The organism is Rugosimonospora acidiphila, from assembly GCF_039543385.1.
GTDB classification, from domain to species: Bacteria; Actinomycetota; Actinomycetes; order Mycobacteriales; family Micromonosporaceae; genus Rugosimonospora; species Rugosimonospora acidiphila.
Map to the genome: position 1 here is coordinate 128,176 of NZ_BAABJQ010000008.1, position 25,520 is coordinate 153,695.

Genomic DNA, 25,520 nt, shown 5'->3' on the forward strand with positions numbered 1-25,520 from the left:
GTGCCGCCGTTTCAGTCCTGCGCACGGGTCGCGCCGAAGTGCCAGTGCAGGACGCGTCTCTCGATGAGCAGGAACGCGGAGTTGAGCAGGTATCCCAGCATCGCCACGGTCACCGCGCCGACGATCAGGTCGGTCACCTGGAAGCTCTGCTGCTCGATCATGAGGAAGTGCCCGAGACCGTCGTTGCCCGCGATCATGCCGACCACCACGGCGATGACCAGCGACGCGGCGAGCGCGGAGCGGAGCCCGACGAAGATCGCCGGCGCGGCGGCCGGGACCACCACCTCGGTCATCGTCTGCCGCCAGCTCAGCCCGAAGGTGCGGGCGGTGTCCATCATCGTGCGGTGGGTGGAGCCCGCGCCGGAGTAGGCGTTGAGCAGGATGTGGAAGAACGCGCCGACCGCGACGACAGTGATCTTCATCTTGTCATCGATGCCGAGATAGAGGATCAGCACCGGGATGATCGCCGAGATCGGCATCGGGCGCAGCAGTTCGAGCGGCGGCTCCAGCAGCACGTAGATGAACCGCACCCGGGCCATGAGAACGCCGGCGAGGACCGCGAGCGCCGCCGCGATGCCGTAGCCGATCATCATGGTGCGCAGCGTCTGCAGGGTAGCCTCCAGCAGCGGACCACTGCCGATCTGGCTCCACCAGTCGGTGGCCACGTCGCTGACCGAGGCGTACTTGGGCGACGGGTGCGCCGTCGCGTAGCGCTGCCAGACGACCAGGGCAGCGGCGAAGACCAGCCAACCGAAGAGCCGGTTGCGCAGCGCCCGCAGGTACCAGGGGCGCCGCGGCGGTGAGCTGGGCACGGCCCGCCGTTGTCCGACCGCCCGCGACCGGGGATCGGCGGCTGGCGCGACAGCGGTTTGCGGCGCCGTGCCACCGGACCCGGTCAGGGTGGAGTTGCTGGTCATCTGCGCGTCCTCTCAGTCCAGGACCAGTTGCAGCAGTTCGCGCCGGTAGGCCAGAAACTCCGGCAGCTCGCGCGTGGAGACCTGGCCGCGTGGGCGCGGCAGGTCGACTCGCAGATCCGCGAGCAGGCCGTGCCCCTCGGGACGCAGCACCACGATCCGGTCCGCCAGATAGACGGCCTCGTCGATGTCGTGGGTCACGAACACGACGGTCAGCCCCGCCTCAGCCCAGGCGCGCAGGACGACGTCCTGCAGCTTGGCCCGGCTCAGCGCGTCCACCCCGCTGAACGCCTCGTCCATCAGCAGTAGCCGGGGACGGGCGGCCAGTGCGCGGGCGATCGCCGCCCGCTGCTGCATGCCGCCGGACAGTTCCCACGGATAGCGGTCGGCGGCATGCCTCAGCCCCACGAGGTCGAGGTAGTGCGCCACCAGTTCGTCGCGCGGCCCGCTCGACGGCTCGTACGCGTGTCGAAGCCCGAACCGTACGTTGCCGCCGACCGTCTTCCACGGCAGCAGCGACTGCGCGTAGTCCTGGAAGACGCACCGCGCCTCGCGCGGCGGCCCGTCGACCGGGCGACCGCCCAACGTGATCCGGCCCGCCGAGGGCGGGATCAACCCGGTGAGCATCCGCAGCAGGGTCGACTTCCCGCAGCCGGACCGGCCGACCACGGCGACGAACTCGCCGGCGTTGATTTCCAGCGACAGCTCCCGAAGGGCGGTGACGTCGTGCCGGCTGGTGGAAAACACCTTCCACACATCCTCCAGGACCAACTGCGCTCCGGTGACGACGGAGTCGGCCGCGGCGGGGTGCGTCAACGTGGTCATCTGCCCTCCCGGGTAGTTCGCGTGGCCGAGCAGGTCATGGGGTGGCCGCGGTCGCGGTGGGCCACAGGTACTGGGTGAGGTCCAGCGGCTTCTTCAGCGCGCCGTACCGCACACCGATCTTGATCCACTGATTCTCGGCGGCCAGGTCGAACGGCCCCTTCAGCTCGCCGTCGTTGGCCGCGGCGGCCTTGGCCAGCGCACCGGGATACTTGGCCTCCAAGGTGGAGACGTCCGCACCGCCGTACCCGACCAGTATCTTGTTCTGCGCCGCGGGGGTGGCTGCCTGGAACGCGGCCACGCCCTGCCGGACGGCGGTCACGAACCGCTTGATGAGATCCTGGTGTGCCTGCGCGTAGCTGGTCAGTGCGCCGTAGCCGGACGTTGCCGCGCCGTCGGGGATGCCCGAGTCGTAGGTACCGGCGACCACCAGCCCGTACTGGGCCTGCCACTCGGTGACCGACGCGCCGCTGGTCGCCGCCGCGTTGATCGTGCCCTGTGCGACCAGGCCCCCTTCGGTGGTGCGGTCCTGGACAGTGGTGTATTGCGGACCGTTCGGATCCAGGCCCTGGTCGGCCAGCCATTTCTTGATCTGTACGGTGGTCAGTGCCTGGGCCGGTACCCCGATCTTCTTGCCGGCCAGGTCCTTCGCCGACGTGATGCCGCTGCCCGGTTTCGTCATGATCACATTGACCTGCTGCCCGGCCTTCACGCCGTTGGCCGGGTTGATGATTGTCAGCTTGAAGCCCTGCTCGATGGCGGAGGTCCAGGCGAACATGTCGGCCCAGGCGATGTCGATGGAGCCGCCTTCGGTCGCCGCGACGAGGGCGGGCCCACCGCTGAGCGTCACGAGTTTGACCTTGATGTGCTGCTGGGCGAAGAACCCATCCTGGATCGCGGAGTACACGCCGGGAGGCGACCCGGCGATGACGCCGACCCGGACGGTCTCATCGGCCCGGCCGGAGGCGCCCGCCGACGCACTCGACCCGCCGCAGGCCGAAAGCCAGAGGGCGGAGGCGGCGAGGACGGTCGCGCTCAGCAGCACCGGGCGCCGTGACAGCACGCGTCGGCCGCGTGGCTTCGGGTTCCGGTCGCCGGACGGGTGGGTGCTGATCAAGGGTTGGCCTTTCGGGACTTGGAGCCGGTCGGGGCGCGAGCGCCGCGTGTCGAACGCGACTCGGTCGTGGGCGCCCGGGGATGACGTTGAGGTGTCGGTCATGGCCGTTGCGCCACGCGTTCGTAGGCCAATCGCAGTGGCTGCGGCTCAACCCAGGAGTCGAAATCGAAGTCCGCGCCGAGGAAGCCGTAGCGCAGCAGGAATGCCTTCTGCACGCGCAGCAGATCCAGCCTCTGTGGGTCCAGAGTCGGGTGCAGCGTGCGGTGGAACCCCTCGCGGTAGGCCAGCAGCACACCATCGGCGCCCGACCCGGTCTCGCTCGCCAGGGTGTCGCGGACACCGTCCAGGTTCTGCGCCGCCCAGTCGGCCGCGCGCAGCGTCTGGACCAGGAACTCGACGACCAGCTCCGGACGGGTCCGCAGAAGCTCCTCGTGCACGGTGATCGGACGCGGGGTCCCGTTGTTCACCCGGAACCGCGGCGGTCCAGACGCGTCGAGGTCGATACCGACCGCGGCGCCCCGCGCCGCGGCGGCCTCCAGCGCGGCGGCGCCCTTGACATAGACCGCGTCGACCCGCCCGGCGACGAGTTCATCCAATTCGCGGAAGCGCCGCTCGCCACGCTCGGCGCGTACTTTGCCCGGCGGCACGACCGGCACGATCGGCACCTCGACGAACTCCACGTCGTCGAGGGTCAGTCCGGCAAGGCGGAGCGCACCTTTGAACCCGTGCAACGCCATCGCCCGGGCCATGCTGGTGTCCCGCGTGGTGGACCAGCCCGGCACCGCGATCCGCGCGCCGCGCAGCGCGGCAGGCGAGGAGATCGGCGAATCCGGTCCGACCACGATGGACTGCCCCTCGTCGATCCACGTCAGCCCGATCAGTCGGGTCGGTGCGCCGTCGGCCCGTGCGGCGATCGCGGGCACGTTGCCACCCTCGCGGATCAGACCCACGAGATCGTGGTCGTAGTGGTGCCTCGCGATCTCCAGCGGTGCGTCCTGCAGCACGCCGACCTCGACGCCTGACTCGGCGAAGCCGCGCGCCAGCCAGCCAAGGCTGTGGGCGAGACCGCTGGCCGTGGGTACCGGGCAGCGGGTGAACCAGATCCTGTCCAGGGATTCGGCTGTGGCGTGCGCTGTGGGCATGACGACCCTTCCAGTGTTTGACCGCTCTTCGCTGAGCGGCAAGCCCGTCGAGAGGTTCTCCTACTTATCCACTTGATCCGACCGGATGGGTAGGAATTTGGAGCAAAAGGCGAGCCGGCCAAAATGCATCGCATTTCTCCGACGACAGGTGAGATTTCCCGATCCGGCCAGCGACCAAAGGGCCCTACGGGCCGCCCTGGTCTCGTAGGGCGGAGGGTGTCAGCGACAGATGGCGCCCGCGACTAGCTTGAAGTCGATGTAGCGCCGCCGGACGAGAAGATCCGCTGGCAGGTGCATGGCCGAAGTATGCACAGCGTTTCCGCGCACTGTCAATCTTGGTAGTGGCGGCCCACCTGGAACGCGAGCGGTGGTGCGGCTCGCGTCCTGGCCCGGCGCCACGTCTGGAATCCTCTCTGGCTTCCGGGATTGCAGACGCGGCGGGTGCCGGAGCCGTTGAGGTCAGCCGATCTTCCGCGCCCGGTGTAGTGAGCGGAGACACATACCATGCCTATCGGAATGATGGGAATTGCCGCGATTGCCGGGGGTGGGGGCACTGGGTTGGCCGGGCCGGGACGCCACGCCGTCCGATGGGTGATGGTCGGGCGTGATCGTTGGCCCGGCGGGCCGGCGCGGCGGTGGAACGAAGGGGCGCGCTGTGGGGTGGGTCACCATGCAAGTTCCATCAAATCCATAGGTATAGTGGAATACGTGAGCCGCCCACTGCTGTGGTCCCGGCGCGAGATCGACCTCGCGTTTTTCGCCAGCGCACTGTGTCGACGCTGACCTTTCGTCGCACCGTTCGCACCCTCAGCGGCTGAGCTGGCAGCGGAGGCAGACGGCCGTCTCACGGCTGGGAGGTGGCCTTGGGGCAGGCAATCGTCGTTGCCTACTGGTCAGCGGCGGTGCGGGTTGCTATCACCTAACTGGTGGGGACCTGCCTTCGATCAGGAACCCTCCGGCATCACGATCCGTGAAGCAGGCCAACCGAGAGGAACCCCCTCACAGCGAGGGTGGTTGACGATGAGGCGCGTTTTCGGTGAGGTGCCTAGTGAACAGACCGGTCGACGCGAGGCGCGCGACTCGGCGCGGTGACCTGCCGCTGACCGCCCGCAAGTCGTGGGACTCGGCAGGGGCGGTGCTGCGGGCGATCCTCGACCACGGGCCGATCGCGCGCAGCTCGATCGCCCGGGTGACGCGCCTGTCCGCGGCTGCGGTCAGCGGCGTCGTGACCTCTCTCGTGGACCGCGGGCTCGTCCGCGAGGTTCCGGAGGCGGCAGGGCCACCGGGAGTCGGCCGGCCACACGTGCCGCTGGACATCCAGACCGATGGCGTCGCGGTCGTCGGAGCGCACGTCGCGGTTCCCGGTACGACAGTGGCTTTGCTCGATCTTCGGGGACGGGTCATCGCGCAGCGCCGGGACGCGCACGGCCCGCGTGACCCGGCCAGCGTCCTCGCGGCCCTCGCCTCACGGGTCGCCGCCTTCCGGCAGGAGTACGGCGGCGAACGCAGAATCCTCGGCCTCGGCATCGCCACCGGCGGGTGGGTGGACGCGGCGAACGGCGCCGTCGTCGAGCACTCCTTGCTCGGATGGCGCGATATCCAGGTCGGTGAGGTGCTGGCCCGGGCGACAGGGCTTCCAGCGCAGGTCGACAGCAACTCCCGCGCGTTGCTCAAAGCCGAGCAGCTCTTCGGCGCCGCCGCCCGGCAGGCACGGGAAAGCGGCGTCCACCTGTTCGTGGGAAATGTCGTCGACGTCGCCTTCGCGGCGGGCGGCACCGTCCATCAGGGTCTCCGGTCCGCCGCGGGCGGCGCCGTCGCCCATTTGCCGGTCGACGGTTGCGTCGAGGTCTGTGCCTGCGGTCGCACCGGATGCCTGCAGGCCGCCGTCTCCGACCAGACGCTGGTGCGCCGCGCGCTCGCCGACGGGCTGATCGACCGGCCCGACTTCCGTGCCCTGGTGGACGCGGCCGCCAGCGGCCAGGTGCGGGCGGCCGCGATGCTTGAGCGGCGTGCTCGGCTCGTGGGTCGCGCCGCGGCCCTGCTGCTCGATCTGTTCGACCCCGAGGTTCTCGTAGTGGTTGAGGCGGGCGCGAATCGGCTGCCCGGGTGCCTGGCGACGTTGCGCGCCGAGGCTGCGGCCAGAATCTGCCGCCGCGCCGACGCCGCGAGCGTCATCCGGACGACCAGCTTCGCGGGCAACGTGCTCGCCGTGGCCGGAGGTGCAATCGCCCTCGATCGGGTGTATGCCGCGCCGTCGACCTGGGACCCGCAACGTCGCGCCTCCTGACCGCCAGGAGCTCACCATGGCACGAGACGCAGTTAATTCAGCGCGACGCAAAGTTGCCTATTAAGTCCATCGGCTTAGTATGGATTCCATGACGGTGACCACGCTCCTCGACTGTCCGACCTCGGACGGAGCGTTTCGGGTCGCGTCTTGTCGCCGCTGACACCCGCACTGACGCTCGCGTTCCGGCCCGCCGCCTGCGGGCCCGATCTGTCCTGGCTGCCTCGACAACCGAACGGAGCCGACCCATGACCACCACTGTCCCCTTTCCGAGCCCTTCGGCACCGGTCGACGCCGCGCTGTTTCGTCAGGTGTTCCGGCGCCACGCCGCGGGCGTCGCCGTCGTGACCGCCGACGCGGGACGCGGCCCCGCGGGCGTCACCGTGACCTCCCTTGCCTCGCTGTCGGCCGAGCCGCCCCTGCTGTCCTTCGGCATTTCAGCGACCGCGTCGACCTGGCCGCATCTACGCGACGCCGACACCGCCGTCGTTCACCTGCTGGGGGCGGCGCACGCCGAGTTGGCGCGGACCTTCGCCACCAGTGGTATCGATCGGTTCGCCGCGCCGACCCGCTGGCGCCAGCTCGCCACCGGCGAGCCCCTCTTGGACGGGGCCGCCGCCTGGCTGCGGATCTCGCTGCAGCACCGCCTTCCCGCCGGCGGTTCTCATCTGGTCGTCGGCCGGATCGAACAGGTCGGGCTCGCCGAGACCAGTCGCCCTCTGCTTTACCACGACGGCAGCTACCACGTCCTGTAAAGAACCCCTCACGAGAAAAGGATTGTCATGACCACACCGGTCCATCGCCTCAAGCGCACGGCTCGATCGCGTCATACGGCGCTCGCGGCCCTCGCGGTGCTGGCCGTTGCCCTTTCCACCCTGACCGCCTGCGGGAGCAAGGGCTCAGGCGTGACCCTGGAGCTGTCCGCCCCGCTGCCGGACAAGGTGCCGGGTGGCACCGTGATCCGGATCGGCGATCCGACGATCCAGTCGATCGTCCAGGTCTCGGGTCTCGACAAGGAGTTGGCGGACGCCGGCGTGAGGGTCCAGTGGGCCAACATCAGCGGCGGCCCCCAGAGCATCCAGGCGTTTCGCGGCAACAAACTCGACTGCAGCTCGGTCGCCGATATCCCCTCACTGTTCGCCGCGTGGACCGGCACGTCGACGAAAATCATCTTCCAGTCCGTTACCGTCGACCCGCTCCAGCATCCCATCTACGAACTGGGCGTGGCTCCCGGTGTAAAGGTCACCTCGCTGGCGGACCTGCGGGGCAAGAAAATCGCCTACAGCGCCGGACAGGCGCAGGGCGCGCTCGTCCTGCGGGTGCTGCAGAAGGCGGGCCTGACCCAGAAGGACGTCGATCTCGTCGACCTGACCAGCACGGGCGACTCCTACGTCACCGCGCTGGGCAGCGAGGCCGTCGACGTCGCGCCGCTGGGGGCCGCGAACGTGAAGGTCTACGAGGAGAAGTACAGCTCGGGCAGCGCGATCCCGACCGGCATCCGCGACGACGCGGCGACGATCTACTGCCTGACCAGTTCGGTGCAAGACGCGGCGAAAGCCGCCGCGCTCAAGACCTATGTCGCGGTGCGTACGAAGGCGCTGCTGTGGCAGAACCAGCACCCCGACGAGTACGCGAAGGCGTACTTCGAGGACAACCAGGGGCTGAGCCCCGCTGACGCGAGAGCGATCGTCGCCCTCGACGGGACGGCCGGAATCCCGGCGAGCTGGGACAACGCCGACCAACGGCTCCAGCAGACCGCGGACCTGCTCGCCGAGCAGCAGTACCACAAAAAGCTGGAGGTGAGCACCCTCGTCGATCGCCGGTTCGAGCCGGTCGAGGCGGCGGCCGCCGGCTCCGATCTGGTCACGGGTGATGCGTCATGACCGCGACCGGTGCCATCGATGCCCGCAGCGTCGGCAACGCGGCCGCCCCGACCGCCAGCGTGTCGAAGGTCGACGACCGGGTGGTACGCCGCAGGCTCGGGCCGGGCCGCCGGATCAGGTTCGCCTTCTGGGTGGGGCCCGTCGTCCTGCTGGCGGTCTGGGTCATCGGCTCGAAGGCCGGCTTCATCAGCCCGGCGGTCCTCACGGCGCCGTGGGATGTGGTGGCGGCGTTCAAGGACCAGTGGGCCAACCACGACCTGCTCGGCAACATCGTCTCCTCGCTGGAGCGGGCCGGGCTCGGGCTGGCCTTCGGGGTGACGGGCGGCACGCTGCTGGCCGTGGCCTCGGGACTGTCCCGCATCGGGGAGTCCCTGATCGACGGGCCGATCCAGATCAAGCGGTCGCTTCCCACCCTGGCGCTGATCCCGCTGTTCATTGCCTGGTTCGGCATTGGCCAGGAGATGAAAATCGTGACGATAGCGCTGATCAGCATGATCCCGATCTACGTCAACACGCACAACGGGCTGCGCGGCATCGATGGCAGGTACGCCGAGCTGGCCGAGACCATCGGCGTCGGGCGCGGTCGGTTCATCCGGGACGTGGTGCTGCCCGGCGCGCTGCCCGGCTTCCTGCTCGGCATGAGGTTCGCGGTGACCTCGGCGCTGCTCGGCCTGGTCGTCGTGGAGCAGTACAACGCGACCAGCGGCATCGGCCACATGATGACGCTCGCCGAGGAGTACGGCCAGACCGACGTCCTGGTCGTCGGTCTGGTGCTCTACGGGGTCTTCGGCTTTTTCGCCGACACCGCGGTCAGGCTCACGGAGAGAAAGGTGCTCGCATGGCGACGGACGCTGGAGAGCTGACCCCCAAGCCGCGCACCGGCTCGGGCACACCGGCGGTGCGGGTGCGCAACCTGCACCGCAGCTTCAACGAAAACGGGGGCGTCCTCAACGGCCTCGACCTGGACATCGCCTCCGGCGAGTTCGTCGCGCTGATCGGGCGTTCCGGCAGCGGCAAGAGCACCCTGCTGCGGGCGCTCGCGGGGCTGGATCGGCAGGTCGCGGGCTACGGCCAGATCCACGTGCCCGACGCCGTATCGGTGGTCTTCCAGGATTCCCGGCTGCTGCCCTGGAAACGGATCCTGGACAACATCGTCTTCGGGTTGCGCGCCGGCGACGCGGTCGAGCGTGGCCGGCGGGCACTGGCCGAGGTCGGCCTCGCAGGTCGGGGGCGCGCCTGGCCCCACGAACTGTCCGGCGGTGAGCAACAGCGCGCCTCGCTGGCCCGCTCGCTGGTGCGCGAGCCCGCACTGCTGCTGGCCGACGAGCCGTTCGGCGCGCTCGACGCACTGACCCGCATCCGCATGCACGTCCTGCTGCGCAAGCTGTGTGCGATACACCGGCCGGCGGTGTTGCTGGTCACCCACGATGTCGACGAGGCCATCGTGCTGGCCGATCGGGTGATCCTGCTCGACGGCGGCGTCGTGCGCACGGACGTACGCGTAGACCTGCCGCACCGCTCCCAAGCGGATCCCCGGTTCGCCGAGCTACGGACGTTCCTGCTCGACCAGCTGGGTGTCAACGAGGAAACCCTCACTGCCGTGTCCAGCCAGAGCCAGGCGGCGTGACGCCCTGCGCCCCGATCCGAAAGGACCTGCGATGAGCAAGAACCCCAACCAGCTGCACCTCAACCTCTTCCTGCACGACACCGGCCACCACGAGGCGTCGTGGCGACTGCCCGAGGCGGACCCGCACGCCAACCTTTCCCTTGCCGCCCACCAGTATCTGGCCCGGGTGGCCGAGGACGCGAAGTTCGACTCCGTCTTCCTCGCCGACAGCCCCGCGGCGTGGGGCGACCCGGGGCGCCGACCCTCGGGCAAGCTCGAGCCGACGCTGCTGCTCGCCGCGCTCGCCGCGAGCACGAGCCGGATCGGGCTGATCGCGACCGCCTCGACGTCCTACAACGAGCCCTACAATCTGGCTCGCCGATTCGCCTCTCTCGACTACCTGTCAGGCGGCCGGGCCGGCTGGAACATCGTCACCACCGCCAGCGACGCCGCGGCGGGCAACTTCGGCCTGCGACAGCAGCCGTCGCACATGGCGCGCTACGAGCGGGCCGACGAGTTCCTCGAGGTTTCGACGAAGCTGTGGGACAGCTGGGCCGACGACGCGATCGTCGCCGACAAGGATGCGGGCGTGCACGCCAGGCGCGACCGGGTCCGCAGGATCGACCACCGCGGGACGTTTTTCCGGGTCGACGGGCCGCTGAACGTGCCGCGCTCTCCGCAGGCATATCCGTTGCTGGTGCAGGCCGGCTCCTCGGAGGACGGCAAGCAGTTCGCCGCGAAGTGGGCTGAGGCGATCTTCACCGCCCAGCCGACGCTTGAGGAAAGCCAGGCGTTCTACGCCGACGTGAAGCGCCGCGCCGCCGCGGCCGGGCGCAACCCCGATCACATCATCATCCTGCCAGGCATCGTGCCGGTTATCGGCGAGACGCAGGCCGAGGCACGCGAGCTCGACGCTGAGCTGGATCGTCTGATCGCACCGCGGTACGCCGTGGCGCAGCTCGCCCAGACGCTGCGGATCGACCCCGAGCGGCTGAGGCTGGACGAGCGACTCCCGGCGGACCTGCCCGACGAGGACGAGATCGAGGGTGCGAAGAGCCGCTACACGCTCATCGTCGACTGGGCCCGCCGGGAAAACCTGACCGTTCGAGAGCTGATCGGCAAGCTCGGCGGCGGGCGCGGGCACCGCACCTTCACCGGCACCCCGCTGCAGGTGGCCGACACGATCCAGCACTACTTTGACAACGGCGCCGCCGACGGTTTCAACATCATGCCGGCGGTGCTGCCCTCGGGGATCGAGGCGTTCGCCGCCAAAGTCGTACCGATCCTGCAGGAGCGCGGCCTGTTCCGCACCGAGTACCAGGGCGTCACGCTGCGCGAGCACTACGGGCTGCCGCGGCCGGTGAACCAGTTCGGCGAGGCGGGCGGGGTGAGTGCGGGCCAGGGCGTCCGGGACGTGGCGACGGTGGGTGCGCCTTCGTGACGGCGGCCGTCTTCGGCGCCAGCGGGTGGCCGGCTGTTCGGCAAGTACCGCCGGCGCTCAGCGATTCGGCGCGCCGGCGCCGTGGCTGAGCCAGACAACTCATCAGCAGTACGCGATTGGGAGACGACATGGCCCTCACGTTCCTGTGGTACATCCCCAACACCCTCGAGCCGGGGCACCGGGGCGACGACGCTATCGACGGCTACGGCACCCTTGAGCACGCCACCGACCTGGCCCGCACCGCCGAGAGGCACGGTTGGTCCGGGGCTCTGATCGGCACCGGGTGGGGCCGGCCGGACACGTTCACGCTCGCCACCGCGATCACGGCACGCACCATGACCTTCCGCCCGCTCGTGGCCGTCCGGCCCGGGTACTGGCAGCCGGCGCACTTCGCGAGCGCGGCGGCGACCCTGGACCACTTCAGCGGCGGCCGGCTGCTTGTCAACATCGTGAGCGGGCAGGACAACCTGGCGGCGTACGGCGACGTCGAGGGTGACCAGGCGCAGCGCTATTCGCGGACCAAGGAGTTCATGCGCCTGGTCCGGCGGCTGTGGACCGAGGAGCGCGTCACGTATGAGGGTGAGTATTTCGGGGTCACCGATTCCACGGTGGTCCCGCGGCCGCATGGCACCGGTCCGCGCCTGTACTTCGGTGGTGCGTCCGCGGCCGCGGAGCGGGTCTCGGCCACCGAGGCCGACGTCCAGCTGTTCTGGGGCGAGCCGCTCGACGGGATCGCCGAACGCGTCGGCCGGCTTCGCGGCCTCAGCGCGGAGCTGGGACGCGACCTGCCACCGCTGGAGTTCGGGCTGCGGATCACCACTCTGATTCGTGACACGACCGAGGAGGCGTGGCGGGACGCGGAGACGAAGGTTCTCGCCATGGCGCGGCGCTCCGAGGCGCCGGACGACCGTCGGATCGACCGGCGCCGAGGCCCCGCCGTGGGGCAGCGACGACTGCTCGAGCTGGCCGCGCGCGGCGACGTACTCGACAGCTGCCTCTACACAGCTCCTGGGCGGTACGGTGGGGGAGGGGCGGGCACGACCTGGTTGGTGGGCTCGCCCGAGGACGTCACCGCAGCCCTGCGCAGGTACGCCGAGCTGGGCATCCGGCACTTCGTCCTGTCCGACACCCCGTACAAGCAGGAGACGGCGCGGGTCGGTGACGCGATCATCGGGCGGCTCCGCGCGGCGGTGGGGCAGCGCTCATTACCGCCGCCGGTGCCCGCCGCCGCAGCGCAGTGATTCCTGGCCTGGATGTTGGTCTACCGCCGCCCACAACCACGTCAGGGTCACGGCAGAGGTCTCCGACCCCCTGCGGACATCGACACCACCTGATCGCGCACTCGGGTGTCGTCGGGGCCGGCCCGATCGCTAGGACGAACGATGGCGTCATGCCCGTCGAGCATCGCTGCCAGTTGGAACTGCGTCCACAGGTCGTGGTCGGCTAACAGACCGGTCCAGAACGCCCTGTGCCCTTCCGGCGGTACATCCTGGGCCACCAGGTGGAGAGCCTGAGGGCGTTCGTCGCATCGCCGTTTCGCTATCGCAGCGACCCAGCGGGCCACGTGCTGTCGCTGGGCGCCGCATCGCGCGTCGAATGCGGACATCCACCAAACCTCAAAGAAGGGTCGCGCGAACGACATGCATGGAGTGGATCGCATCGGACAGGTCAACGCGGACCTCGGCCAGCGTCGCGGGCGCGAGGATGGCATAGAGGCGTGAGGTGACGGCGGTCGACTGGCCTGACTGCAGCCAGTCCCCTCGTTTTGAACGTCAGACCGAGCAGGCCGGAGGGGGTGGGATGAGCCTTGCGCTCCGAGCGGGCGAGTGCTAGACCAGAGTTAGCAGTCGCAACTGGCGAGTGCTAATCGAATGGGATGAGGCACCCCGGGTTCGGGTCGTGCGTTGCGCTCCATCGCAGCTCGCTCCGGTCAGTGTTGTCGTTCAGCACTACGACGTAGAGGACGACGCACATGGCCAAGTTGATCGTTTTCGGGGAAGAGGCCCGTCGCGGCCTCGAGCGCGGGATGAACATCCTCGCCGACACGGTGAAGGTGACGCTGGGCCCGAAAGGCCGCAACGTCGTGCTGGACACGAAGTGGGGTGCGCCCACCATCACCAACGATGGTGTGAGTATCGCCAAGGAGATCGAACTCGATGACCCGTACGAGAAGCTCGGCGCCGAGCTGGTCAAGGAAGTAGCCAAGAAGACCGATGACGTGGCCGGCGACGGCACGACCACGGCCACCGTGCTCGCCCAGGCGCTCGTACGCGAAGGGCTGCGCAACGTCGCCGCCGGCGCGAACCCGATCGCGCTCAAGCGGGGCATCGAGCAGGCCGTGGCCGCGGTGACGGAGGTGCTGGCCACCCAGGCCCAGGAGGTCCAGAGCAGGGAGCAGATCGCCGCCACGGCCTCGATCTCCGCCGGTGATTCCCAGGTTGGTGAACTCATCGCCGAGGCGATGGACAAGGTCGGCAAGGAAGGCGTCATCACCGTCGAGGAGAGCAACGCCTTCGGCTTGGACCTCGAGTTCACCGAGGGCATGCGCTTCGACAAGGGCTACCTCTCGCCCTACCTGGTCACCGACGTTGAGCGGATGGAAGCCGTCCTGGACGACCCGTACCTCCTCGTCGTGGAGGGCCGGATCTCGAACCTGAACGATCTGCTCCCGATCCTGGAGAAGGTCATGCAGGCGGGCAGGCCGCTGGTGATAATCGCCGAGGACGTTGAGGGTGAAGCCCTCGCGACCCTGGTGGTCAACAACGTCCGCGGTACCTTCAAGTCGGTCGCTGTCAAGGCGCCCGGCTTCGGCGACCGCCGCACGGCCATGCTGGGCGACCTCGCCGTCCTCACCGGTGGTGAGGTCATCAGCCAGACCGTCGGCCTGACACTGGAGAACGCCACCCTCGACCAGCTCGGCCGCGCCCGCAAGGTCGTCGCCAGCAAGGACGAGACAACGATCGTCGAAGGCGCCGGCGACGCTGACCAGATCCACGGGCGCGTCGCCCAGCTCCGTGCCGAGATCGAAAAGAGCGACTCGGACTACGACCGGGAGAAGCTGCAGGAGCGGCTGGCCAAGTTGGCCGGCGGCGTCGCGGTCATCAAGGTTGGCGCGGCCACCGAGGTTGAGCTCAAGGAGCGCAAGCACCGCATCGAGGATGCCGTGCGCAATGCCAAGGCCGCGATCGAAGAGGGGCTGCTCCCGGGCGGTGGCGTGGCCCTTGCCAACGCCGCGGTCACCGCGTTCGACAAGCTCGACCTGACCGGCGATGAGGCCACCGGCGCGAAGATCGTGCGGGTCGCACTCACCGCGCCGCTCAGGCGGATCGCCACCAACGCCGGCCTCGAGGGCGCCGTCGTGGCAGCGAACGTCGAGTCGCTGCCCCCGGGCCACGGCCTCGACGCCACCACCGGCGGGTACGTCGACATGATCAAGGCGGGCATCGTCGAACCGGCGAAGGTGACCCGTTCGGCGTTGCAGAACGCCGCGTCGATCGCCGCTCTGTTCCTCACCACCGAGGTACTCGTCGCCGACAAGCCGGAGGCATAGCGACCGCGAACGCCCCGACCGTGCTGGTGCTGGCCATGCTCCGCCTCTCGCGAATCGACTGAAGGGTGATGCCATGCCACCGGAGAGCGGCCCGCACCGCGGGAGCGTGACGACGCGTCGGGCGGCCTGCGCGGGGTGAGGATCGGTCTACTCGGTCCGGTGGCCTGGCGGACACCACCTCGCCACTACGGCCCCTGGGAACAGGTCACCGGCCTGCTCGCTGAGGGACTGGTGGCCCGCGGCGTCGACGTGACGCTGTTCGCCACGCTGGACTCGGTCACGTCGGCCGCGCTCGACGGCGTCTGCCCCCACGGGTACGCCGAGGATCCGGCGATGGATGGCCGGGTCTGGGAGGCCCCTCACGGTCGCGGACCGTTCCGGCCCGGTGGCCCCCGGACTCCGCGGCACCGCCCGGCACCGCCGCGACCTGCTCGCCGCCGGACTCGGCGAGGTGGGTTACGACAACGGGCTCCGCGCCGCGGTACTGGCATCGTTGCCCGAACGGTTCGACGACGAGGATTTCGAGCGCGCACTGGCGCGGATACCGGCAGAGAGGCTCGCCGACGGGGCCGCGCGGGAGACGGTCGAACAGTTGCGTGACGCGATCGGAGCCAGCTACACCGTCTCCTTCCCCGCCGAGGTCGGCCTCGACCAGCGGGTGCTGTGGCCGGCCACGCCGTCGGAGCGCAACGGGATGGAGGACGCCCGGTTCGTGAGATTTTCCGGGGACGACGGCACCGCGGTCTACCTGGCGACCTACACCGCCTACGACGGTCGGCACATTTCGGCGCGGCTACTGCGCAGCCACGATCTGCTGCACTACGACATCGCCCCGCTGGGCGGTCCGGCGGTGCGGAGCAAGGGAATGGCGCTGTTTCCCCGGACCGTGCACGGCCGGCATCTCGCGCTGTCCCGTTCCGACGGCGAGACCATCGGCCTGACAGCGCGCGACGAAAACCACCAGTGGCAGACTCCGGTTCCGCTGCACCCGCCGAGTCTGAGCTGGGGACTGGTCCAGGTGGGGAACTGCGGGTCGCCGCTGGAGACCAAGGCCGGCTGGCTGGTGCTCACCCACGGCGTGGGACCGATGCGCCGGTACGCCATCGGCGCCATGCTGCTCGATCTGCACCGGCCGGAGCAGGTGATCGCGATTCTCCCAGGCACGTTGCTGGCGCCCGACGAGAACGATCGGGACGGGTACGTACCCAACGTCGTCTACTCCTGCGGCGCCCTCCTGCATCACGGAACGCTGTGGGTGCCCTACGGCGCCAGCGATACGCGGGTGGGGTTCGCGTACATCGCGCTGGACACTGTGATGTCCGCGCTGCGCGCCACCTGATGGCGTCCGTTGGGTCGCGCCGCGCCGACACCGGTCACACACGGCGATCCGTGTTCACCAGCGCCTGGCACCGTGATTCGCCGCTTTTGTCATGCTGGGCCGCCGAGCGGTGAGGGTGGTTCGGGTAGGCGTCCCCGAGCGCGGTTCGCGTCGGCGACGGCGATCCCGGTCAGGACCGCGGTAGCGGCGGTGGCGGCCGGCAGCGGCGGCAGGAGCAGCATCGCCGGTGTCATGGCGGCGAGCACGAGCAGCCCAATGGGCCGGTCGCGGGAGACTCGGGCGAAGACCGCGTACTCGAAGAGGGCACGCCCGACCAGGAACAGCGCGGGCCCGCCGAGGATGACGGCCGTCCAAGCTGATCGCCGATGCGCGAGTGGATGGGCGATGACGAGTTCCTGGCCGACGGCGGTCAACACGATGCCGCCCACCATGATCACGTGTGCGTAGGTCATCGGGAGGCCGACGCGGACCGCGTCGCGGGCCGCGCCGATGGCCGTACCGAGCACCTCCCCGGCGCGATAGATGTAGATTCGCCACAGCAGCGCCGTGGTGGCGAACGACACCACGAGCGCCGCGCTGCGGTCAGCCCCGAGGCCGCCGCCGCTGAACGCCAGCCCGGTCACCAGGATCAATTCGCCGAGCGCGATGATGAAGAACTGGCGGTACCGCTCGGCCAGGTGCCCGCTAGCGATGACGAACTCCGATGCGGGCGCCCGGCCGAGCCCTGGCGTGGGCCAGCGGAGGGTGGAAGACGCGTAGTCCGCGGCCACCGCCAGCGTCCAGAGAATGCGACGCGCGGAATCCTGAGCGACGGCTCCGGCGATCCACGGTAGGGCGGACACGCCGGTCCAGAACAGCACCCGGAGGTAGAGGCGTCGTTGGTCCTGGCCGCGCAGGACGAGCACGATGAACAGACCGCGCCCGCTCTGGATGACCAGGTACGTGCCGGCGAAGACCAGGCCTCGCGTGCCGAACGCCTGCGGCGCCACGGCGGCCATCACCAGGGCGCCGAGCATGGACGCGGTGACCACCAGCTGGACCTGCGGTCGTTGTGGGTCGAAGATGTCGGTCAGCCCTGCCGTGTGGACCCAGACCCAACACAGGGCGAGCAGCAACACCAGCGCCTGGAGTGCGCCGCTCCAGCTGAGATCCTGGCTCAGCCCGCGCGAGAGCTGGCTCAGCGCGAGGACGAACACAAGGTCGAAGAACAACTCAAGGAACGCCGCCCGCTGCGGACTCTCAGGTTTCCGCCCAAGCTCGGCTGACCTACTCGTCATCGGCTCGCCCGTTCTGCCCGCTCCACGCTGGTATCGAAGCAGTCGTACCATGCCGGCAGGCCTGAGGAGTTGCGGACAGAGACGCCGCGCCCGATCAACACTGCGGTGGCCGAGCGGCGCCGGTCCTTCCCGCCGCCCGAAACAGGCCGCCGCCCGAAACAGGCCGCCGCCCGAAACAGGCGAACCGCAGCCGTGAGGTGGGTCGCGGTGGGCTGTCCGGTCAGATTGTCGATGGGGTGGCCGCGTAGCTCGCCAGGAGGCGCAGGGCCTGTTCAGAGGGGGAGCCGGGTTCGGCGGTGTGCAGCCCGAGGAGTTGCTCCGGATCGGCGGTGTGGGCGAGCCCCGTCGTCGAGGAAGAGAAAGTGGACGAGATTGCGCCGTCGGCGCGGCAGTGCGTCGAAGTCGGTGAAAAGGGCGCGGGCCAGCGCGTTGGTGCCTCCACGCTCGGGGACAAGCGCTCCCGCCGCCGCCCTCGCTGGCACCACCCGCCGAGCGCCAGGCCGATCCGCGCCGCCTCGTTGGCTGGGCTGCCGTACCCGCGGTGGCGTAACGCCAACGCCCGCCACCGCGATGTCCTCGGCGCCCGATGGCGTGAGCGCGCCCGGGTCCGCGGCGCACGCCAACAACGCTGGGGCCAATCCACCATCCGCGCGGCGGGACCAACCCGGCTCACGCATGCGGCTTCGGCGCTTGTGCGGAACAACCAGTTGTTCCGCACAAGCGCCGAGGTCCACGCGGCCAGGATCCGGACGTCACCCGGCAAGCTAGGCGGTGTGGTGCCTACGCCGGACCAGTCGGCTCATCACGATGAGCATCCCACCGAGGCCGACCATCATGAGGGAGATGGTGCCGTAGGTAGCGATCCGGCCTCCGGTGACGGGCAGAGTGCCTTTGCGGACCGTGATGCTCGCCGAGGCAGGGGAGCCCGGGCCGCTCTCGACCGAGGTGACGGCCGTCGTATTGACCTTTGTTCCGGTGGTTGTGCCGGTGACGTTGACCGACACCGTGCAACTCCCGTTGGCCGGCAAGGTGACGCCGAACAGGCTGATGCTGCCGCCTCCCGCAGTCGCGACGACCGTGCCGGAGGCGCAGTTGGTCTGTGCGGCACTGGGATTGGCGACCGTCAGTCCCGCGGGAAGGTTGTCGATAAAACTGACCCCGGTCAGCGACGTGTGGGGGTTGGGGTTGGTGAGGGTGAATCTCAGGGACGTCGTCCCGTTGAGGGGAATGGTGGCGTCCCGGAAAGCCTTGGAGATCGTCGGTGCTGCGGCAGCGCCGACGGTAAGGCTTGCCGAGGCAGTAGCACCCGGGCCGCTTTCGGTCGAGTTCACCGGACCGCTCGTGTTGGCCTTCGTTCCGCTGGTCGTGGCGGTGACGTTCACCGAGAAGGTGCAACTCCCGCCACCCGGCAATGTCCCGCCGGCCAGACTGATGATGGTGCCACCGGCGATCGCGGTGATCGTGCCACCACCACAGGAGCCGCTCACCCCGTTCGGGGTCGCGACTACCAGCCCCGCGGGCAGTGCGTCAGTGAAGCCGACACCGGTCAGCGGTGTGCTCAGGTTGGGGTTGGTGAGAGTGAAGCTCAGCGACGTCGTCCCACCCGCCGGGATGGTCGCATCCCCGAAGGACTTCGTGATCGTCGGTGCCGCGACGACCGTGACACTTGCCGAGGCAGGGGTGCCTGGGCCGCTTTGAACTGAAGTGACGGCAGCCGTCGTATTGACCTTCGTTCCGCTGGTCGTGCCGGTGACGTTCACCGAGAAGGTGCAACTTCCGCCACCCGGCAACGTCGCGCCGGCCAGACTGATGTTGGTGCCGCCGGCGGTCGCGGTGATCGTGCCACCACCGCAGGTACCGCTCACCCCGTTCGGGGTCGCGACCACCAGCCCCGCGGGCAGTGCGTCAGTGAAGCCGACACCGGTCAGCGGTGTGCTCGGGTTGGGGTTGGTGAGAGTGAAGCTCAGCGACGTCGTCCCGTTGACGGCGATGGTCGTGGCCCCGAAGGCCTTGGCGATCGTCGGCGGGGTAGCGATAGCCACCGTGACGGCTGCCGAGGCAGTGGCACCCGGGCCGCTTTCGGTCGAGTTCACCGGACCGCTCGTGTTGACCTTCGTTCCGCTGGTCGTGCCGGTGACGTTCACCGAGAAGGTGCAACTCCCGCCACCCGGCAACGTCGCGCCGGCCAGACTGATGTTGGTGCCGCCGGCGGTCGCGGTGATCGTGCCACCACCGCAGGTACCGCTCACCCCGTTCGGGGTCGCGACCACCAGCCCCGCGGGCAGTGCGTCAGTGAAGCCGACACCGGTCAGTGGTGTGCTCGGGTTGGGGTTGGTGAGAGTGAAATTCAGCGACGTCGTCCCGCCAGCCGGAATGGTCGCATCATCGAAAGCTTTGGCGATCGTCGGCGGCGCGACGACCGCCGCGCCGACCGCGACGGCTGCCGAGGCGGCGGCACCCGGACCGCTTTCGTTCGAGTCAACCGGGCTGGTCGTGTTGACCTTCGTTCCGCTGGTCGTGGCGGTGACGTTCACCGAGAAGGTGCAAGTCCCGTTGGCCGGCAACGTCGCGCCGGCCAGACTGATGTTGGTGCCGCCGGCGGTCGCGGTGATCGTGCCACCACCGCAGGTACCGCTCACCCCGTTCGGGGTCGCGACCGTCAGCCCCGCGGGCAGCGCGTCAGTGAAGCCAACACCCGTCAGCGAGGTGCCTATGTTGGGGTTGGTGAGAGTGAAGCTCAGCGACGTCGTGCCACCCACCGGAATGGTCGCATCCCCGAACGCCTTCGCGATCGTCGGCGGCGCGATGGATGCGGCGCAGAACGGTCGTGTGATGGTGTTGTGGATCAGGGTGACGGCGCCGTTGCGGGCCAGTACCCGTCCCACCACGGTGGCCCCTTCGCCTAGCGTCGCCGATTGCAACGCCAGGATGCTCCCGGCGAAGACGGTCCTGGTGTTCAGGGTCGCCGAGCTGGTGACCTGCCAGAACACGTTGCACGCCTGGGCACCACGGGTCAGGCTGACCCGGCTGTCAACTGCGGTGATCAGGTCGGATCCCGCCTGGAAGATGAAGACCGAGTTGGGGTCGTTCTGCCCGTCCAGCGTGACAGTGCCGGTCAGGGCCATGGTGGCGGGCGACGTGTATACCCCGGCGACCAGGGTCTGGCCGCCGAGGTCGGCGCTCACCGTGCTGGTCGAGGGCTCCGCCGCGGCGAAGTCGTACGCCGTGGTCAGATCCGCCTGGGCCTGCATCGCCGCGGTGTTACCGACGTTCGTGGCGCCGCTGACCACGGGGGCGCCGGTGAGCGACGTGCCCGGCCAGACCCCCAGATCCCCGTTGATCACCGAGGGGCCGACCGGGGGCGGAACGTCAGTGACCGCTTGGCCCCCCAACACCCCGTAGGTCTCGGCGACCCCCAACGGGACCGGAGCCTGAGCCCACGCCGCCTGCGGCCCGACGATCCCAACAAGCATCGTCGTACCGAGGACGGTCCCCGCCATCGCCATCGCAATAGGCCGACGGCGTCTACGAGACGCACGTGGCAGACGGATCAACGACACAGACTTCCCCACCCATCAGGATCCCGCCCGACAAGATTCAGAGCGGCAAGAGTTGTTTGCTGACGCGCTGTCAGGTGACGAACACCCCAAAGCACTCGTGCGGGAGTGTATCTACGCCAGATCGGCGTAATTGCGTGAATGGCTGAAAAGGTGCACAGTGGGATGAGGTCGACGTGTCCGACAGGTCAGTGTGCTACTGGGCAGCGTCTTGTCGTTCACGTTTCCGCGGGTGAGATCGCGGAGCCAGATCTTGATGGTGGCGATGTCGATGGTGGTCAGGTACATGAACTCGCGTTTGCTGTACCGGGTGTGGCCACGGCCCGGAACTGTTGAGCTTGTTGATCACGCGTTCGACGGTGCTGCTTTCCCGGAAACGCTCACGGTCGAAGCCGGGTGGCCGGCCGCCGGCCGAGTCCTGCCTGTGGCGGTAGGCCTCTGGTCGGCCTTGTCGGGATGGTCGCCACCGATTCACGAGCCCGACAGGTCAACCAGCGTCCGGTGCCCCGTGCGCAGCGACTGCGGCGGCCGACCGACTCCCGGTCCACCGCCACCCCAAGGCGCCACCGTTGCGGGTCCGCCAATCCGAGCCGGACCAGCGACCCGCCATAATGCAACGTCAAGGGATCGTCATCGCACGCCGCGATACCGGACGTCTGCTCGCGGTGAAGCGTCGCGCCCTAGTGGGCGCAGTTGACCTCGCACCAGGGTTGGGCGGCGAAGTCGAAGTCGGCGACGGTCCAGGCTTCGGCCAGCCAGGAGAACCGCCGCCGGCCGGCGGCGGTTCTCCTGGGCTCGGTGGCTTCGACTTCGGTTTCCAGCAACCGTCCCAGGGCCGTGGTCAGCGACAGGCGCTCGGTGCGGCTGGCGTCCAGGACGCGGAGGAGGGCTTTGCCGGGGTCGTTGAGTTGCAACGTCCTCACCCCGTAGAGACAGCTGCGCTCGCCCGACGGCGAGGTGCCGCTCGGTGACGCGCCCGAGCCAGACTATGGACTTGATGCCTCGCGCCACGTGACGCGACGCCGGGCGGCCAACGTCGACGCCCCCACGGCTTACCGCTCTGCCTATCTGGCGCTGAAATCCCGACTGCGGTCAACGGGCTCGTCAGTCGCGCTGCCGAGCGCCGTTCAAGGACCAGGTGCGGGGGAGGCGTTCCCGTAGGTAGGGGATCCAGTCGTGGGCGGCTCGGCGTGCCCACCCACCGACTGCAACTCACTCTTGGATCGCAGAGTCCAAGGGGGACCGGCGCGCACCGGCCACGGCGTCGGTCGGGATTGCCTCGGCCAGCGCGGACAGTGTCTCCGCGTTTAGGTGTAGCGCGGCGGCCGCGACGTTCTCCGTCAGATGGGTGCGGCGCCGGGTTCCCGGAATGGCGATGATGTGTGTGCCCTGGTTGAGCACCCAGGCCAGGGCAATCTGTCCGGTCGTGACGTTCAGCTGCGCGGCGACCTGCGTGATCCGTTCTAATACGGCCAGGTTCTGGGCGAGGGCGGCATTCTCGAAGCGTGGAAAGGAACGGCGCAGATCGGTCGGTTCGAGCATGTCGTTGGACCGGACCGTGCCGGTGAGGAATCCGCGGCCCAGCGGCGCGTACGCGACGAAGCCGACGCCCAACTCTCGTACGGTCGCCAGCACCCCGCTGCGTTCCACATCGCGGCTGAACAGCGAGTATTCGGTCTCCACGGCGGAGAGCGGGGCGGCCGCGTGAGCGCGCCGGATGGTGGCGGCGTCGGCCTCGCTAATGCCGAGATAGCGCAGCTTCCCCGCGGTGACCAGCTCACCCAGCGCGCCGAAGGTCTCTTCGACCGGCACGTCCGGGTCGACCCGGTGCTGGTAGTAGAGGTCGATCCGGTCCGTATTCAAATTCCGCAGGGAGCGTTCGACACTGGCCCGCACGTACTCTGGGCGGCCATTTACGCCGCCGATCACCCGGCCGGAGTCGTCCATTGCCGCCCCGCCGAATTTAGTAGCGATCAGCACATCGTCGCGTCGTCCGGCGAGCGCCCGACCAAGTAGCTGCTCCCCGATGAATGGACCGTAGACGTCGGCGGTGTCGAACATCGTTACGCCCAGGTCGATTGCCCGGTGGATGGTGTTGACCGATTCCGTCTCGTCGGCGGTTCCGTACGCGCCGGTCATGCCCATGCAGCCCAAACCGAGAGCAGAGGACGTGAGGCCGAGTCCGCCGATCTTACGGAATTCCATAGGAACCAACTTCTCTACGAGGATAAGAATTCTTGCTGATAGTCACCGTTTCCTGGCGGTCACCGAGAAGTCAAGCACGGCATGCGTCGATCGCGAAGGGTTTTGGGTCGTCGAACGATACCTAGGAATCGCAGTGCTACCCTCGCGTTATGAGCACTTCCACTGGGCTGCGGCGGTGATGGTTTCCCGGAACCCGGAGCTCGGAGCATTTCTGCGCGCCCGGCGCGCCCGGATCCGTCCGCAGGATGTCGGACTCTCGCCGTCGGACCGACGAAGAGTGCCGGGACTGCGGCGCGAGGAACTGGCTCAGCTTGCCGGGGTGAGTCTCGACTACTACGCGCGGCTGGAGCAAGGCCGCCAGCCGACCGCCTCGCCCGCCGTGCTGGGCGCCGTGGCACGGGTGCTCCAGTTGAGCGCCGACGAACGGTCACATCTGCACACGCTGGCCGGGCTGTCTGACCGGGAGCGGCTGGAAAACAACTCCTCCTCTGGCGAGGCGATCGATCCACGGACGCAGCGGGTATTCGATCTACTGGATGGCACGCCCGCGATCGTCTGCGGCCGGTACGTCGACATCATCGCGGCGAATGACGCGGCCTGTTTCCTGTTCGGCACGGATTTCAAAACGCTGCCGCCTACGGATCGCAACTCGGTGCAATGGTTTCTGCGATCGCCACTGGCCCGGGAACTGTACGGCGAGGAGTGGGAGAATGCCGTTGCCGAAATGATCGGCATGCTGCGACTCGACGCCGGTCGCCAACCTGACACGCCGCGACTGAGGGAGATCGTCGGGCGGCTTGAGCGGGAAAGTTCATTGTTCCGTCGCCTGTGGCAGGAACACCAGGTGTCAAGGTGGCTGCATGACCGGAAGACGTTGAACCATCCGTCGCTCGGGCCGGCGGAATTCGTCAACGAGGCGATAACGGTGCAGGGCGTTCCCGAACAGACGATCTATGTGATGGTCCCGAGCGCGGAGGCCGAATTCCGGCGGGCGCTGCAGGAATCGCTTTTGTGAAGAAAGGCTCCCGTGACGGCGGGGTTCCAGGTCGGGTGGTGTGCCGGCGCACGATCGGATCGGCGGATGCCTCGCCGTGTTCGAACTGCCGGCGAGCCAGCCGGCCGCTGGTGGGGGCACCGGCTGTATTACGAGATCGCCCGGGCCGACGGCGCGTACGAACTGCGTACCGAACCTACGGTGGGTTTCCCGCGCACACCCTATGGTGCTTGTGCGCGCAGTGCTGACACCTTGACCCCACGGGATGCGCGTCATGGTCGATGAGCGTTAGGCAGGGACCGTGGTCATGTGGGTTCTGACGACTCGTGCCGGGATGGGCGTCGTCGGGGCGATATGGGAGCGGATGCGCGAGGCGGCGGTCCCGGTTCTTGAATTCACCGATCCTGTCGATCGTCCGAAACGGGTGGCTTGACGTGGATGGCATCCAGCAGAGGCACCGGCGGTACCGGACGATCGTGACGGCGATCGACTTCGGAAGGGTCGCATAGTCGCCGTGACAGGGGGTACACGCGCGAACGACGAAGTAGCGGGCGTTGCATGCGGCGGGCAGTGTTCCAGCGTATGGCGAGTTTGGCGCAGGCTCGGTTCCCGCGGGGGCGCCATTGTTGTCCGATGTGTCGTCGGCGTCGCCCGCACCCGGTGCGTTCACGGGGTGTGTCCGCGGACTGAGAAACACGATGCCCGCGCCGTATGGTCAGGAGGAGCAGTGGGTGAAAGCGGCAAGCCAGGCGCGTCCGGTGGCCAGAAGTCAACCGGGACCGCGGTCAAGGAGCAGGGTTCGCAGGTAGCCAAGGGCACGTCACAGACCGGCCAGCGCGTGGCTCATACGGCTGCGGAGCAGGGCAAGCAGGTTGTCCAGGAGACCGGACGGCAGGCACATAACGTCGTGGACCAGGCGCAGTCGCAGCTGATGGAGCAGGCCAGCGCCCAGCAGAAGCGGGCCGCGAGTGGGTTGCGCAGCCTCGGCGACCAGTTGCGTTCGGCCGTGGACAAGAGCGATCAGCCCGGGCCGGCGGACGATCTCGTCCGCCAGGCGTCGGACCGGATGACCAGGGTGGCCGACTGGCTCGAGCAGCGGGAGCCGGGTCAGGTGGTCGATGAACTGCGGGAGTTCGCCCGCCGTCGTCCGGGAGCCTTTCTGGGCGGTGCCGCTGTGGCTGGTCTGCTGGTCGGCCGGTTCACTCGTACCATGACCTCCGGCGGCGGCGGTGACCAGAACGATGCCGGCGTCCAGCCTGGCGGGCAGTCGCAGCCGGGGTCACCGGACGGATCCGGTCCTAACCTTGCCGACAGCCCCTCTCAGATCCTGGCCGGTCCCCCGTCATCCGAGCCGGGGATGGCGCGGTGAGCGCCCCGTCGAAACGCCCG

20 protein-coding genes and 1 pseudogene are annotated in these 25,520 nt (G+C 68.8%); 12 read left to right on the forward strand and 9 right to left on the reverse strand.

The window, feature by feature from the left end; all coding sequences use genetic code 11:
* Positions 1-11: 11 nt before the first annotated feature.
* The 4 genes from ABEA87_RS16190 to ABEA87_RS16205 form a co-directional block, all read right to left on the reverse strand.
* Positions 12-917: an ABC transporter permease gene (locus ABEA87_RS16190; protein ID WP_345630388.1), complete on the reverse strand. Its 906-nt coding sequence runs from the start codon at positions 915-917 to the stop codon at positions 12-14.
* A gap of 12 nt (positions 918-929) precedes the next feature.
* Positions 930-1,739, reverse strand: coding sequence for an ABC transporter ATP-binding protein (locus ABEA87_RS16195; RefSeq protein ID WP_345630390.1), 810 nt, complete (start codon positions 1,737-1,739; stop codon positions 930-932).
* Between the two features lie 34 nt (positions 1,740-1,773).
* A complete protein-coding gene (locus ABEA87_RS16200) occupies positions 1,774-2,799 on the reverse strand; it encodes an ABC transporter substrate-binding protein (RefSeq protein WP_345630391.1) in 1,026 nt (341 codons plus the stop codon).
* A 152-nt stretch (positions 2,800-2,951) separates the two neighbouring features.
* A complete protein-coding gene (locus tag ABEA87_RS16205; protein ID WP_345630392.1) occupies positions 2,952-3,995 on the reverse strand; it encodes an ABC transporter substrate-binding protein in 1,044 nt (347 codons plus the stop codon).
* Between the two features lie 1,048 nt (positions 3,996-5,043).
* Between ABEA87_RS16205 and ABEA87_RS16210 the strand changes: the two genes are divergently transcribed.
* The 10 genes and pseudogenes from ABEA87_RS16210 (at position 5,044) to ABEA87_RS16255 (ending at position 16,098) form a co-directional block, all read left to right on the forward strand.
* Positions 5,044-6,282: an ROK family transcriptional regulator gene (locus ABEA87_RS16210; protein WP_345630393.1), complete on the forward strand. Its 1,239-nt coding sequence runs from the start codon at positions 5,044-5,046 to the stop codon at positions 6,280-6,282.
* Positions 6,283-6,527: 245 nt separating this feature from the next.
* Complete coding sequence (locus tag ABEA87_RS16215; protein WP_345630395.1) at positions 6,528-7,034, forward strand: flavin reductase family protein; 507 nt, start codon at positions 6,528-6,530, stop codon at positions 7,032-7,034.
* A 27-nt stretch (positions 7,035-7,061) separates the two neighbouring features.
* Positions 7,062-8,162 (forward strand): ABC transporter substrate-binding protein, encoded by a 1,101-nt coding sequence (locus ABEA87_RS16220; protein ID WP_345630397.1) that lies wholly within the window; start codon positions 7,062-7,064, stop codon positions 8,160-8,162.
* Positions 8,159-9,025, forward strand: coding sequence for an ABC transporter permease (locus ABEA87_RS16225; RefSeq protein ID WP_345630398.1), 867 nt, complete (start codon positions 8,159-8,161; stop codon positions 9,023-9,025). Before ABEA87_RS16220 ends, ABEA87_RS16225 begins: the two co-directional genes overlap by 4 nt.
* On the forward strand, positions 9,001-9,789 hold the full coding sequence (locus ABEA87_RS16230) for an ABC transporter ATP-binding protein (protein WP_345630399.1): 789 nt from the start codon (positions 9,001-9,003) through the stop codon (positions 9,787-9,789). The genes ABEA87_RS16225 and ABEA87_RS16230 overlap by 25 nt, the downstream gene beginning before the upstream one ends.
* Before the next feature lie 31 nt (positions 9,790-9,820).
* Positions 9,821-11,209, forward strand: a complete 1,389-nt coding sequence (locus ABEA87_RS16235; protein ID WP_345630400.1) for an LLM class flavin-dependent oxidoreductase — start codon at positions 9,821-9,823, stop codon at positions 11,207-11,209.
* Between the two features lie 128 nt (positions 11,210-11,337).
* A complete protein-coding gene (locus ABEA87_RS16240) occupies positions 11,338-12,450 on the forward strand; it encodes an LLM class flavin-dependent oxidoreductase (protein ID WP_345630401.1) in 1,113 nt (370 codons plus the stop codon).
* Between the two features lie 731 nt (positions 12,451-13,181).
* Positions 13,182-14,759: a chaperonin GroEL gene (groL, locus tag ABEA87_RS16245; RefSeq protein ID WP_345630402.1), complete on the forward strand. Its 1,578-nt coding sequence runs from the start codon at positions 13,182-13,184 to the stop codon at positions 14,757-14,759.
* 135 nt (positions 14,760-14,894) lie between these two features.
* Positions 14,895-15,122: pseudogene (locus tag ABEA87_RS16250) on the forward strand (glycosyltransferase family 4 protein); the annotation flags it as partial.
* A gap of 22 nt (positions 15,123-15,144) precedes the next feature.
* Complete coding sequence (locus ABEA87_RS16255; protein WP_345630403.1) at positions 15,145-16,098, forward strand: glycoside hydrolase family 130 protein; 954 nt, start codon at positions 15,145-15,147, stop codon at positions 16,096-16,098.
* 89 nt (positions 16,099-16,187) lie between these two features.
* Here ABEA87_RS16255 and ABEA87_RS16260 read toward each other — a convergent pair whose 3' ends face one another.
* From ABEA87_RS16260 to ABEA87_RS16275, 5 genes are all read right to left on the reverse strand, one after another.
* Positions 16,188-17,375, reverse strand: a complete 1,188-nt coding sequence (locus ABEA87_RS16260; protein ID WP_345630404.1) for a low temperature requirement protein A — start codon at positions 17,373-17,375, stop codon at positions 16,188-16,190.
* Between the two features lie 272 nt (positions 17,376-17,647).
* On the reverse strand, positions 17,648-18,052 hold the full coding sequence (locus ABEA87_RS42625) for an MmyB family transcriptional regulator (protein WP_425570899.1): 405 nt from the start codon (positions 18,050-18,052) through the stop codon (positions 17,648-17,650).
* A gap of 87 nt (positions 18,053-18,139) precedes the next feature.
* Positions 18,140-20,875, reverse strand: a complete 2,736-nt coding sequence (locus ABEA87_RS16265) for a DUF7933 domain-containing protein (RefSeq protein ID WP_345630406.1) — start codon at positions 20,873-20,875, stop codon at positions 18,140-18,142.
* Between the two features lie 737 nt (positions 20,876-21,612).
* On the reverse strand, positions 21,613-21,846 hold the full coding sequence (locus tag ABEA87_RS16270) for a hypothetical protein (protein WP_345630408.1): 234 nt from the start codon (positions 21,844-21,846) through the stop codon (positions 21,613-21,615).
* 298 nt (positions 21,847-22,144) lie between these two features.
* Positions 22,145-23,137, reverse strand: coding sequence for an aldo/keto reductase (locus ABEA87_RS16275; RefSeq protein WP_345630410.1), 993 nt, complete (start codon positions 23,135-23,137; stop codon positions 22,145-22,147).
* Positions 23,138-23,270: 133 nt separating this feature from the next.
* On the opposite strand from ABEA87_RS16275, the gene ABEA87_RS16280 reads away from it, so the two are divergent.
* Both ABEA87_RS16280 and ABEA87_RS16285 read left to right on the forward strand, forming a co-directional pair.
* Positions 23,271-24,152 (forward strand): helix-turn-helix transcriptional regulator, encoded by an 882-nt coding sequence (locus tag ABEA87_RS16280; RefSeq protein ID WP_345630412.1) that lies wholly within the window; start codon positions 23,271-23,273, stop codon positions 24,150-24,152.
* A gap of 706 nt (positions 24,153-24,858) precedes the next feature.
* A complete protein-coding gene (locus ABEA87_RS16285; protein ID WP_345630414.1) occupies positions 24,859-25,500 on the forward strand; it encodes a hypothetical protein in 642 nt (213 codons plus the stop codon).
* The last annotated feature ends 20 nt before the right edge of the window (positions 25,501-25,520 follow it).

What these genes read in the sequence shown, in the direction of transcription:
- ABEA87_RS16190 (WP_345630388.1), bottom strand. Translation starts at nt 917, where the DNA reads ATGACCAGCAACTCCACCCTGACCGGGTCCGGTGGCACGGCGCCGCAA.
- ABEA87_RS16195 (WP_345630390.1), bottom strand. Translation starts at nt 1,739, where the DNA reads ATGACCACGTTGACGCACCCCGCCGCGGCCGACTCCGTCGTCACCGGA.
- ABEA87_RS16205 (WP_345630392.1), bottom strand. Translation starts at nt 3,995, where the DNA reads ATGCCCACAGCGCACGCCACAGCCGAATCCCTGGACAGGATCTGGTTC.
- ABEA87_RS16215 (WP_345630395.1), top strand. Translation starts at nt 6,528, where the DNA reads ATGACCACCACTGTCCCCTTTCCGAGCCCTTCGGCACCGGTCGACGCC.
- ABEA87_RS16220 (WP_345630397.1), top strand. Translation starts at nt 7,062, where the DNA reads ATGACCACACCGGTCCATCGCCTCAAGCGCACGGCTCGATCGCGTCAT.
- ABEA87_RS16225 (WP_345630398.1), top strand. Translation starts at nt 8,159, where the DNA reads ATGACCGCGACCGGTGCCATCGATGCCCGCAGCGTCGGCAACGCGGCC.
- ABEA87_RS16230 (WP_345630399.1), top strand. Translation starts at nt 9,001, where the DNA reads ATGGCGACGGACGCTGGAGAGCTGACCCCCAAGCCGCGCACCGGCTCG.
- ABEA87_RS16235 (WP_345630400.1), top strand. Translation starts at nt 9,821, where the DNA reads ATGAGCAAGAACCCCAACCAGCTGCACCTCAACCTCTTCCTGCACGAC.
- ABEA87_RS16240 (WP_345630401.1), top strand. Translation starts at nt 11,338, where the DNA reads ATGGCCCTCACGTTCCTGTGGTACATCCCCAACACCCTCGAGCCGGGG.
- groL (WP_345630402.1), top strand. Translation starts at nt 13,182, where the DNA reads ATGGCCAAGTTGATCGTTTTCGGGGAAGAGGCCCGTCGCGGCCTCGAG.
- ABEA87_RS16260 (WP_345630404.1), bottom strand. Translation starts at nt 17,375, where the DNA reads ATGACGAGTAGGTCAGCCGAGCTTGGGCGGAAACCTGAGAGTCCGCAG.
- ABEA87_RS42625 (WP_425570899.1), bottom strand. Translation starts at nt 18,052, where the DNA reads ATGCGTGAGCCGGGTTGGTCCCGCCGCGCGGATGGTGGATTGGCCCCA.
- ABEA87_RS16265 (WP_345630406.1), bottom strand. Translation starts at nt 20,875, where the DNA reads ATGGCGGGGACCGTCCTCGGTACGACGATGCTTGTTGGGATCGTCGGG.
- ABEA87_RS16275 (WP_345630410.1), bottom strand. Translation starts at nt 23,137, where the DNA reads ATGGAATTCCGTAAGATCGGCGGACTCGGCCTCACGTCCTCTGCTCTC.